Source organism: Aquabacterium sp. (assembly GCF_014378415.1).
Lineage (GTDB): Bacteria > Pseudomonadota > Gammaproteobacteria > Burkholderiales > Burkholderiaceae_C > Aquabacterium.
The window spans coordinates 1-10125 of the sequence record NZ_JACMNS010000056.1 but is presented as its reverse complement, the minus strand read 5'-3'; the positions used below and the strand labels follow the sequence as shown (position 1 = coordinate 10125).

General features: G+C 62.5%; 8 protein-coding genes. 3 read left to right on the top strand and 5 right to left on the bottom strand.

Going from position 1 to position 10125, the window contains the following annotated elements; genetic code table 11:
* Positions 1–56: 56 nt before the first annotated feature.
* Positions 57–1493, top strand: coding sequence for a HAMP domain-containing sensor histidine kinase (locus H7225_RS05805; protein ID WP_290659839.1), 1437 nt, complete (start codon positions 57–59; stop codon positions 1491–1493).
* On the opposite strand, the gene H7225_RS05800 is transcribed toward H7225_RS05805, so the two are convergent.
* The 5 genes from H7225_RS05800 to H7225_RS05780 form a co-directional block, all read right to left on the bottom strand.
* Positions 1438–2772 carry a UDP-glucose/GDP-mannose dehydrogenase family protein gene (locus tag H7225_RS05800; protein WP_290659838.1) on the bottom strand — a complete coding sequence of 445 codons (1335 nt, stop codon included), beginning with the start codon at positions 2770–2772 and terminating at the stop codon, positions 1438–1440. The genes H7225_RS05805 and H7225_RS05800 overlap by 56 nt on opposite strands.
* Before the next feature lie 71 nt (positions 2773–2843).
* Positions 2844–4403: a DUF1501 domain-containing protein gene (locus H7225_RS05795; RefSeq protein WP_290659837.1), complete on the bottom strand. Its 1560-nt coding sequence runs from the start codon at positions 4401–4403 to the stop codon at positions 2844–2846.
* 10 nt (positions 4404–4413) lie between these two features.
* Positions 4414–6168: a DUF1800 domain-containing protein gene (locus H7225_RS05790; RefSeq protein WP_290659836.1), complete on the bottom strand. Its 1755-nt coding sequence runs from the start codon at positions 6166–6168 to the stop codon at positions 4414–4416.
* 182 nt (positions 6169–6350) lie between these two features.
* Complete coding sequence (locus H7225_RS05785) at positions 6351–7367, bottom strand: NAD-dependent epimerase (protein WP_290659835.1); 1017 nt, start codon at positions 7365–7367, stop codon at positions 6351–6353.
* A 9-nt stretch (positions 7368–7376) separates the two neighbouring features.
* Complete coding sequence (locus H7225_RS05780; protein ID WP_290659840.1) at positions 7377–8468, bottom strand: NDP-sugar synthase; 1092 nt, start codon at positions 8466–8468, stop codon at positions 7377–7379.
* Positions 8469–8645: 177 nt separating this feature from the next.
* On the opposite strand from H7225_RS05780, the gene rfbB reads away from it, so the two are divergent.
* Entirely contained in the window at positions 8646–9728 is a 1083-nt protein-coding gene (gene rfbB, locus H7225_RS05775) for a dTDP-glucose 4,6-dehydratase (RefSeq protein WP_290659834.1), read from the top strand.
* Between the two features lie 5 nt (positions 9729–9733).
* On the top strand, positions 9734–10125 hold a 392-nt coding region (locus H7225_RS05770), incomplete at its 3' end, for a sugar nucleotide-binding protein (RefSeq protein ID WP_290659833.1).

The window sequence follows — 10125 nt, the reverse complement described above, 5'->3', positions numbered from 1 at the left end:
GTGCGTGGCGCGGGCTACGTGTTCGCCAAGAAGCAGGACGCTGACACCGAAACCGCATGAAGACGCTGGCGCTGCGGATCTACCTGACCGTGGTCACGGTCTTGCTGCTGTTCACGCTGGGCACCGGGTGGCTGGCACAGCGCCACATGGAGAGCGAGCGCAATGAGCTGCAATCCCAGGCTGCGTCGAACGACCGCGCCGCCGCTTGGGGCGAACTCATCGAAAACAGCCTGCCAGCGGTCAACCAGCCCGAGGCCGACCAGGCCCAGGCCCTGCTGGAGTGGGCCACGCGCCTGCGTTTGCCCCTGGCCCTGGACAACCCCCAAGGCCGCCGCATTGCCACCTCCGACCTGATGCAAGAGCGTTTGCTGCGCCAGCGGGGCAGCCTCATCCGCCTGGAGGAAATCCACCTGTCCGATGGCCGAGTTTTGTGGATCTTGCGGCCGTCATTGCTGGTGGCGCGCGGCGGGCGCGGTGGTCCGCCGGGGGGGGAGGGTGGCCCACCGCCGCCATCAGGCATGGGTGGCCCGCCGCACTGGTTCGGCGGCCCCTTGGGTTGGCTGGTGCCGCCGCCCTGGTTGCTCAGCGGCGCGCCGGCGCTGATCCTGTCGCTGCTGCTGTTGTTCGTGGCCGTGGCCATTGGCGCCTGGCCCGTGGCCAACCGCCTCACCCGGCGCCTCAAAGCCCTGCGCCAAGGCGTTGAAACCTTTGGCTCGGGCCAGTTGCAGCACCGCGTTGACGTCGAGGGGCGCGATGAAGTGGCCGACCTGGCGCAAAGTTTCAACCAGGCCGCGCAGCGCATCGAAGACCTCATCGGTGCCCACCGCAACCTGCTGGCCAACGCCAGCCATGAGCTTCGATCGCCCTTGGCCCGGCTGAAGATGGCGGTGGCCATGATGGCCGAGTTGCCGCCCGAGCGCTGCGGTGCCCTGCGCCAGGAAATCAACCAGGACATCAAAGAGCTGGATGCCCTGGTCGAAGAAGTGTTGCTGGCCAGCCGCCTGGATGCCAAGTCCGAGCTGGATCGCCAGCCCGTCGACCTGGTGGGCCTGGCCGCCGAAGAGGCCCGACGCGTGGGCGCTGTGCTGGAGGCCGACGAGGCCTCAGGCCAGGTCGTGAAATTCGACGAACGGTTGGTGCGACGTGCCGTGCGCAATTTGCTTGAAAACGCCAAACGCTATGGCGGTGACCGCGAGCCCATCTTGTTGAACTTGTCGGCTGGACCCTTGCTGGTCGAAGTCAGTGTCAGTGACCGGGGCCCCGGCGTGCCGCCCGAAGAATGCGAGCGCATCTTCGAGCCCTTCTACCGCCTGCCCGGCCATTCAGAGCACGCGGGCGGCGTGGGCTTGGGGCTCAGCCTGGTCCGCCAGATTGCCCAAAGGCACGGCGGCCAGGTGCGCTGCGAAGCCCGCGAAGGCGGGGGCAGCCGCTTTGTGATCACCCTGCCAAAGCAGCCCGCCCAATGGCCAGATAGTCCAGCCCCGAAGCCTTGACGATGCTGGGCTCGTAGAGGTTGCGCCCGTCAAAGATGACGGGTGTCTTCAGGCTGGCCTTGATTTGCGCAAAGTCAGGGCTGCGGAACTCCTTCCACTCGGTCACGATGACCAGGGCGTCGGCGTCTTGCAGGGCGCCCATGGGCGAGTCGGCGTAGCTCAGGGCAGGGTGCTTGCCAAAGATGCGCTGGGCCTCTTCCATGGCCACCGGGTCGTAAGCGGTGACGGTGGCCCCGCGCTTGAACAACTCTTCGAGCACCACGCGGCTGGTGGCCTCGCGCATGTCGTCGGTGTTGGGCTTGAAGGCCAGGCCCCACACGGCAAAGCGCTTGCCGCTCAGGTCTTGCCCAAAGCGCTTGGTGACTTTGTCCACCAGCACCATCTTTTGCGCATCGTTGGCGTCTTCCACGGCCTGCAGCACCTTCAGGTCCTGGCCTTCGCCGCTGGCCGTCTTGATCAAGGCCTTGACGTCCTTGGGGAAGCAACTGCCGCCATAGCCGCAGCCGGCGTACAAAAAGTGGAAACCAATGCGCTGGTCAGAGCCGATGCCCTGGCGCACGGATTCGATGTCGGCGCCCATTTTCTCGGCCAGCAGGGCTAGCTCGTTCATGAAGCTGATGCGGGTGGCCAGCATGGCGTTGGCGGCGTACTTGGTGAGTTCGGCGCTGCGCACGTCCATCACCAGCACCTTGTCGCGGTTGCGCGAGAAGGGCGCGTACAGGGCGCGCATCAGCAAGATGGCTTGCTCGTCGTCGGCGCCCACCACGATGCGGTCGGGCCGCATGAAGTCTTCAACGGCCGCGCCTTCTTTCAAAAACTCGGGGTTGGAGACCACGGCAAAAGGCGTGGTGCTGCCGCGTTTGGCCAGCTCGTCGGCGATGGCGGCGTGCACCTTGTCGGCCGTGCCCACGGGCACCGTGCTCTTGTCGACCACCACCTTGTAGTCGGTCATCAGGCGACCGATGTTGCGGGCGGCGGCCAGCACGTACTGCAGGTCGGCCGAGCCGTCTTCGTCCGGGGGCGTGCCCACCGCGATGAACTGCAAGGTGCCATGCGCCACGGCGCGGGCGATGTCGGTGGTGAAGGCCAGGCGCCCGGCCTTGACGTTGCGCGCCACGACCAGGTCCAGGCCCGGTTCGTGGATGGGGATGCCCCCCTCTTGCAGAATGCGGATCTTGTTCGGGTCGATGTCCAGACACAGAACATCGTTGCCCATCTCTGCCAGGCAGGCTCCGGTCACCAGGCCCACATAGCCGGTGCCAACAACTGATACTTTCATGGACGCTCTAAGGTTGATTAAGACACTGGCTGCATTCTGTCAGAACACCGGCCAGTGTCACCCCCTCATCTTCAGGCCATGAACCCCAGGTTGCGGGTTGACACGTCAAAATTCCCGATGTTGGGGGCGATGCCCACGGTGCCGCCAGCGCCGGTCAGGTCCGACTCGGGCACGTCCATCCACTTGCCAAGTGTGTAGACCACCTGGTCCACTGACTGGGACGGCAGCAAGACGCCATTGGTCAGCAGATTGGCGCTGAAATAAGTGCCTTGGTCAAAGGGACTGAAATCGGGGTAGCGGCCATACATGTCGCCCCCCTTCACGCTGCTGCCGAACACAAAGTGGTGGCCACCCCAGCCATGGTCGGTGCCGTCGCCGTTGTTGTTCAGGGCCCGCCCAAAATCTGAGGCGGTGAACGAGGTCACGTTCGAGCGCATGTCCTGGCCACCTGGCATCTTGGCCAGGGTGTCGTAAAAGTAGGCCACGCCGTGGTCCAACTTGGCCATCAGTTCGCCGTGGCTCACCAGCAGGCTGTCATGGGTGTCAAAGCCGTTCAGCGTCACCATGAACACCTGGCGTTTGGCACCAATGCCGGCGGCCCCTCTGGCGCTGATCATGCGCGCCACCAACTGCAGTTGCTGGGCCAGTGGGTTGAGCGTGCTCAGGCCGGTGTTCGGGTCGGTGTACTTCAGCAAAGGGTCGCTGGCCGAGGTGGCCGCGCCAGGCGTTCCCCAAGGTGCTTGGGCGGCGGCGGGCAGTGAGCTCAGCAGGGTGCTTTCCACGCTCAAGGCCCGTTGCACGATCTTGGTGTAGTCCTGCGCGAGGACGTCTGAGCTGGTCGGGGTGGCCGCGATCTTGCGCACCGCCTGGTAAACGGCCGCGCTGCCATAGGTGCTGCCTTCACCCGCCATCCGGGTCAGGCCCGAAGTGCTGAGCTGGTAGGGCATGACCTGCTTGCCCGAAAGCCACACTGGCCCGCTGTTGATCCCGATGCAGGAGAACGTGCTCACGGTGTTGCGCGACATCAGGCTGTCCATCATCAGCCCGCCCCAACCCGCCACCGCCCCTTCTGCCGCGAACGACTGCCACATTGACTGTTGGTCGTTGTGCGACATCAGGTTGGCGGGCACCGGGAAGCTCAGGCTGAACAGGTCGATCTTGTTGGTGGGCATGATCAGTGGCCCCACGTTGGCGATCACGGCCGCTTTGCCGTCCACATACATGTCGCGGATGCGCTTGAGCTGTGGGTGCAGGGCAAATGACTTGAAATTGCGGTCGGCGTTGAAGCCCCCGGTGTCCTTGATGGTGATGGGCAACAGCTCGGAGCGCTTCAGGGCGATGGACAAGGCACCCGGGATGGGGGTGCCGCCATTGGCCACGATGGCCGCGTTGGCATCACGCGCCACGCTGTAGTAGTACCACGAGGCCTCGTCGGTGGGGATCACGGTGTTGTGGGCATCGTTACCGCCCCCCAGGAAAATGCACACCAGGGCTTTGTAGTCCGTGGCGCCGCTCGACTGGGCCGAGGCCACCCCCATCGAGGCCAGGTTCAAGGCCCACGGCGTGGTCAGCCCGGCGGCGCCCAGCACGCTGGCTTGTTTCAGAAATGATCGGCGTTGGTTGGTGCTCATGTCGGCAACCTCATTTTTGAATCAGAAATTCTGGTGACACGGCGGTCATCAGGATGGCGGCATTGACACGCTTGTCCAGCGCGCTGTTGATGTCCGCCGTGTTGGTGTTGGACTCGTTCGCCACTGGCACAGGGATGGTCGAGATGGCGGTGGTGATGTCCTTGCGCAGGGCCAGGGTCATGATCCCGCCCAACAAGCGGTTGGACATGTCGGACACCAGGTCGTCAGGGGTGTTGGCCAGCAAGCGTTGCTCGGTCAGCACCAGGCGCACACCGGCTTGGTTGCTCACTTTGCCAATGCCGTTGTCGAGCACCGACTTCACCGAGTTGACATACCCCGTCACACTGATCTCGCTGGCGATCTGCATCTCCGGCAGCACCATGCCCAATGACGCGCTCTTGCTTTGTGGCGGCACATAGCCCGGCCTGAAAAAATTGAACACCGACGGCGAGTACCAGGGCGACTGACCAAAGGACAAGGAGGCATCGCTGGTAGACCTGATGCCCACGTTCTTGACCCGCTGGGTGCCGGTTTGCAAACCAGGGCCAGTGAAGGTGAAGGCGCGCAACAGGGCGGTCAGGCGCAAAATCGGCTCACGCAATTTGCCATCGGAGTCCAGGGCGCGGTAGGGCGAGCCCAGGGCCTCGTCGTCCATGAGGATGGCCTTGACGACCTCTTTGAGGTTGCCGTTCGTGGCCACGAATTTCTGGGCCACGCGCGACACGTAGGCGGGGCTGGGGTTGCTGGTCACCAGGCGTTGAATCAACTGTCGGCTGAAGAAGGGGGCCACGTTCTTGTGGCTGGCCAGTGTGTCCAGCGCAATCTTCAGGTCGGCTTGCAGGGCCGAGCCGGACCGTGCGGGCAGGCTGACATTGAGGAAGGAGGTGGCCGATGTTGAGTGGTAGCTCGGGTATGCCACCATGGGTTGGTAGGCGGCCTCCGGGTCCAGGCAGGTGATGTTGCCGGTGAAGCAAGCTTCCTCGGTCTGGCTGGCCACCGACGGGCCACGGTAAAAGCTCCAGCCCGTGAAGATCTTGGCCAGGCCTTGCACGTCCTCGCTGGTGTAGCTGACCTTGGGCTGGCCATTGGCCCCCATCACGGACGTGCCATCCATGTTCAGCTCATGCAGGCCGATCGAGAACAGCTGCATCACTTCACGCGCGTAGTTTTCGTCGGGAATCCGGCCGATCGAGGGGTCTTCTTTCTGGTTGCCCCGGAAGGTCAGGTACACGCCCATGGCGGGGCTCTTGGTCACCGCTTCCAGCAAGGTGCGGTAGTCAGCCCACACGTTGGCATTGAGCGTGTCGATGTAGCCGGCCACCAGGGTCGGGCGCATGTTCAATTCGACGTTGGAGAGCGAGACCACGAAGATCTCGGACAGGGCGAACACCACGCGATGGCGCAGTTGCGCCGGGTCGGTCAGGGCGCCGGTGTAAAAGCCTTCAACCACCTGCTCAAAACGGCTTTTGTTGGCAGGCTCGTCGACCTTGAGTTCCGCATCGCGCCGCTCCATGAACGACCGGTAGGTCGTCTCGGGCACCATCGCGAATTGCTCGTCCAGCCACGCGGTGTAGCCGACAGTGTTCAGGTGCGCCACGTCGGCCTCGGTGGGGCCAAAGGTGGCGTGGTTCAAAAAGCGCCAGGCCTCCGATCGATTGTTCGGAAAGTCCTTCTCTGCCTCACCGACCACGCAGCCACTGCCACTCAGCAGCAATGCGCACAGGCCAATGCAGCTCAACCACCGCCCAATCATGCCAATCTTCACTACACGCTCCCGATGTTGCGTTTAACGTCGGTAAAGCGTACCGGGATGGATTTTCAGGACACAGGGTGGTTGTCACTAGTTGTGACAATATGCCGCTGACCCGCCGCCAAATGGCGCCTTTTACCCCTCAAGTGGGGGGTGGCGGCGTTCATGGCAAACCCGATTGACCGGGTTTTTTGCACTCATTTGGGCAAATAAGCCAGGTACCAGTTCACGAACTTGGCCACCCCCTCAGGCAGGGACGTGCTGGGGTGCACGCCGGTCCAGTCTGACAGGGCCCGTGTGTCGGCATAGGTGGCCACCACGTCGCCGGGCGCCATGGGATGCAGATCCTTGATGGCCGGTTGGCCCAGTGCCTGTTCCAGCGTTTCGATGAACTGCAGCAACTGCACAGGTTCGCTGTGCCCGATGTTGAAAATCCGGTAAGGCGCCCAAGACATGGCGGGCGAGGGGTGCTGGCGGTCGAATCCTGCGTCGGCCAAAGGGGGGCGGTCGAGTGTGGCCAGCACGCCCGCCACGATGTCATCAATGAAGGTGAAATCCCGCTGCATTTGCCCGTGGTTGAACACCGTGATGGGCTTGCCCGCCAGGATGGCGCTGGCAAACAGCATGGGCGCCATGTCCGGGCGCCCCCAGGGGCCATACACCGTGAAAAACCGCAGCCCGGTCGTCGGCAAGCCAAAGAGGTGGCTGTAGCTGTGGGCCATCAACTCATTGGACTTTTTGGTGGCGGCGTACAGGCTCACAGGGTGATCGACCGAATCGGTCTCCACAAAGGGCATCTTGACGTTGCCGCCATAAACGCTGGAGCTGCTGGCGTACACCAGGTGCTTGATCTGATGGTGCCTGCAAGCCTCCAGCATGTTCACAAACCCCACCAGGTTCGACTGAACATAGGTTTGAGGGTGGGTCAGTGAATAGCGCACGCCAGCTTGCGCCGCCAGGTGCACCACGGCGTCGAATTGCTCCGACGCCATCAAGCCCAACAAGGCGCCCTGGTCGGCAATGTCCAGCGCCAAGAACTGAAAAGGCGCCTCGGGTGCCTGCCGCGCAATCTCGGCCAAGCGGTCGCGCTTAAGCTGTGGATCGTAGTAATCGTTGAGGTTGTCGATGCCTACCACCGCATCACCCCTGGCCAGCAAAGCCAGGGTGGTGTGCATGCCAATGAAACCGGCCGCACCGGTTACCAGAACTTTCATGAATGCCGATCAAGCACGCGCATCACCCCAGCGCAGGGTGGTGGATTCATCCCCTTGGTAGGTGGTGTTGCCATGTCGGTCAACGCTGTATTGCGGCGAGGCCACCACCTCGTTGAAAGTGGCGCCTTCGCTCAGGCGCGTGTACTCAAACAGCACGCTGCGCACCACCGTGCTGTTCTTGCGCAAGCGGCAGCCATGGCCAATCCAGGTGGGCCCCTGAATGGTCACGCCTGATTCGATGCACGAGCCCGAACCCACGTACACCGGCCCGTCGATCTTCACGGTGTCCCAGTCAATCTTGGTGTTCAGGCCCACCCACACGCCCGGACGCACTTCGGTGCCTGGCATGTCCATCTGGGCGATTTCGCCGCGCAACACGCGTTGGCAAACCGACCAGTAGTCGCTCACGCGGCCAATGTCGATCCAGTTGAAATGCCGGCTTTGCGCAAAGAAGGGCAGGCCCCGCTCGGCCAGCAGCGGGAACAACTGGCTGCCAATGTCAAACTCCACACCCTGCGGCACCATTTCCAGGATTTCTGGCTCAAAGATGTAGATGCCGGTGCTGGCCAGGTTGGATTTGGCCTCTTCGGGGCTGGGCTTTTCCTGGAACGAGGTCACGCGGCCTTGCTTGTCCGTCACCACGATGCCGTAGTTCTTGACCTGGTCCTTGGGCACCTCCAAGGCCACCACGCTGGCCACGGCCTTTTTCACCTTGTGCTCAAACAGGGCGGCGCTGATGTCCAGGTCGATGATCGCGTCACCGCACATCACGATGGTGGTCTCGTCAAAGAAACCGCTGAAATCCTGGATGTTGCGCATGCCGCCGGCCGAGCCCAAAGGCCTGGGCACGATCTCGCCATGTTCGCGGGCGCCTTCATGTGAATAGCCAATCTCGACACCCCAACGGTGTCCGTCGCCAAAGTAGTTTTCAATCTTCCAGTGATTGAAAGCCACGTTCACCATGATTTCCTTGACGCCATAACGCGCCAGGTGTTCGATGATGTATTCCAGAACCGGCTTGCCCATAATAGGCACCATCGGTTTAGGCGTTTGCTTGGTCAGCGGACGTACCCGGGTTCCCTGACCTGCCGCCAGAATCATTGCTTTTGCCATGTGCTGCTCGTGCCGATAGATCCATGTTGATGTGGGGTAGCATCATGCAACAAGTGGACCAACGTGGTGCATGCAATCGCCGACCCCCCCCAGATGTAGGGCCTGCAAATGGATGGCGATTAGGCATAATTCCTACTCATTGGCCAACATTTTTAAGCGCTTCACATGATTCTCATCACAGGCGGAGCCGGATTCATCGGTGGTAATTTTGTCCACCACTGGTTTGAGCGTTTGGCCAAACTGGGCCTGCCCCCAGAGCCCGTTCTTGTTTTTGACAAGCTCACTTACGCCGGCAACCCCCTCACCATCAAGGCGCACCTGGATGCCGGGCGCGCCACCCTGATCCAGGCCGACATTGCCGACCGCGATGCCGTGCGTTTGGCTTTGGCGCAGCACCAGCCCCGCGCCATCTTGCACTTCGCGGCCGAAAGCCACGTTGACCGCTCCATCCACGGGCCCGGCGAGTTCATCCACACCAACATGGTCGGCACCTTCAGCCTGATTGAAGAAGCCCGCGCTTACTGGGGCGCCCTGGCGGCGGCCGACAAAGCAGCCTTCCGCTTTCTGCACGTGTCCACCGACGAAGTCTATGGCTCGCTCAGCGACACCGATCCTGCCTTCAACGAAACCACCGCCTACGCGCCCAACAGCCCTTATTCGGCCAGCAAGGCGGGCAGCGATCACTTGGTGCGGGCCTACCACCACACGTATGGCTTCCCGACGCTGACCACCAATTGCAGCAATAACTACGGGCCCTACCACTTCCCCGAAAAGCTCATCCCCCTGATGATCCTCAACGCGCTTGATGGCAAACCATTGCCCGTTTATGGCGACGGCTTGAACGTGCGGGATTGGTTGTTCGTGCGTGACCACTGCGAGGCCATCTGCCAGGTCCTTGAAAAAGGCCGGTTGGGCGAAACCTACAACGTGGGTGGCAAAAACGAAGTCAAGAACATTGATGTCGTCACCACCATCTGCCGCAAGCTCGATGCCCTGCGCCCCAAAGCCTCAGGCCGGTACGAAGACCAGATCACCTACGTCACCGACCGGCCTGGCCACGACCGCCGCTACGCCATCGATCCCAGCAAGATCGAACGCGAGATCGGTTGGCAGCCCGCCGAAACCTTCACCTCGGGCATCGACAAAACCGTTCAATGGTTCCTCGATAACACCGAATGGATTGACTCGGTCCGCTCCGGGGCCTACCGTGATTGGCTCAACACCAACTACCAAAGCCGCGTGGCCTAAGCATCATGAAAATCCTTTTGCTGGGCAAAGGCGGGCAAGTCGGCTGGGAACTGCAGCGATCGCTGTCGTCCTTGGGGCAGGTCACCGCGCTTGATTTCAATTCCGCCGGCCCCGAGGCCGCACCGCACCTCAAGGCCGATTTCAGCCAGCCCGAACAAGTGGCGGCCCTCGTGCAGGCCTTCAAGCCCGATGTCATCGTCAATGCCGCGGCCCACACCGCCGTCGACCAGGCCGAGAGCGAGCCCGAGCTGGCCCGGGCCATCAACGCCACCGCCCCTGGTTTGATCGCCCTTGAGGCGGCCAAACTGGGCGCGCTGCTGGTTCACTTCAGCACCGATTACGTGTTCGATGGCAGTGGTTCAGCCGCCCGCAACGAGTCCAGCCCCACCGCGCCCTT

Coding starts and splice junctions, on each gene's coding strand:
- H7225_RS05785 (WP_290659835.1), bottom strand. CDS start 7,367: ATGAAAGTTCTGGTAACCGGTGCGGCCGGTTTCATTGGCATGCACACC.
- H7225_RS05800 (WP_290659838.1), bottom strand. CDS start 2,772: ATGAAAGTATCAGTTGTTGGCACCGGCTATGTGGGCCTGGTGACCGGA.
- H7225_RS05805 (WP_290659839.1), top strand. CDS start 57: ATGAAGACGCTGGCGCTGCGGATCTACCTGACCGTGGTCACGGTCTTG.
- H7225_RS05795 (WP_290659837.1), bottom strand. CDS start 4,403: ATGAGCACCAACCAACGCCGATCATTTCTGAAACAAGCCAGCGTGCTG.
- H7225_RS05780 (WP_290659840.1), bottom strand. CDS start 8,468: ATGATTCTGGCGGCAGGTCAGGGAACCCGGGTACGTCCGCTGACCAAG.
- rfbB (WP_290659834.1), top strand. CDS start 8,646: ATGATTCTCATCACAGGCGGAGCCGGATTCATCGGTGGTAATTTTGTC.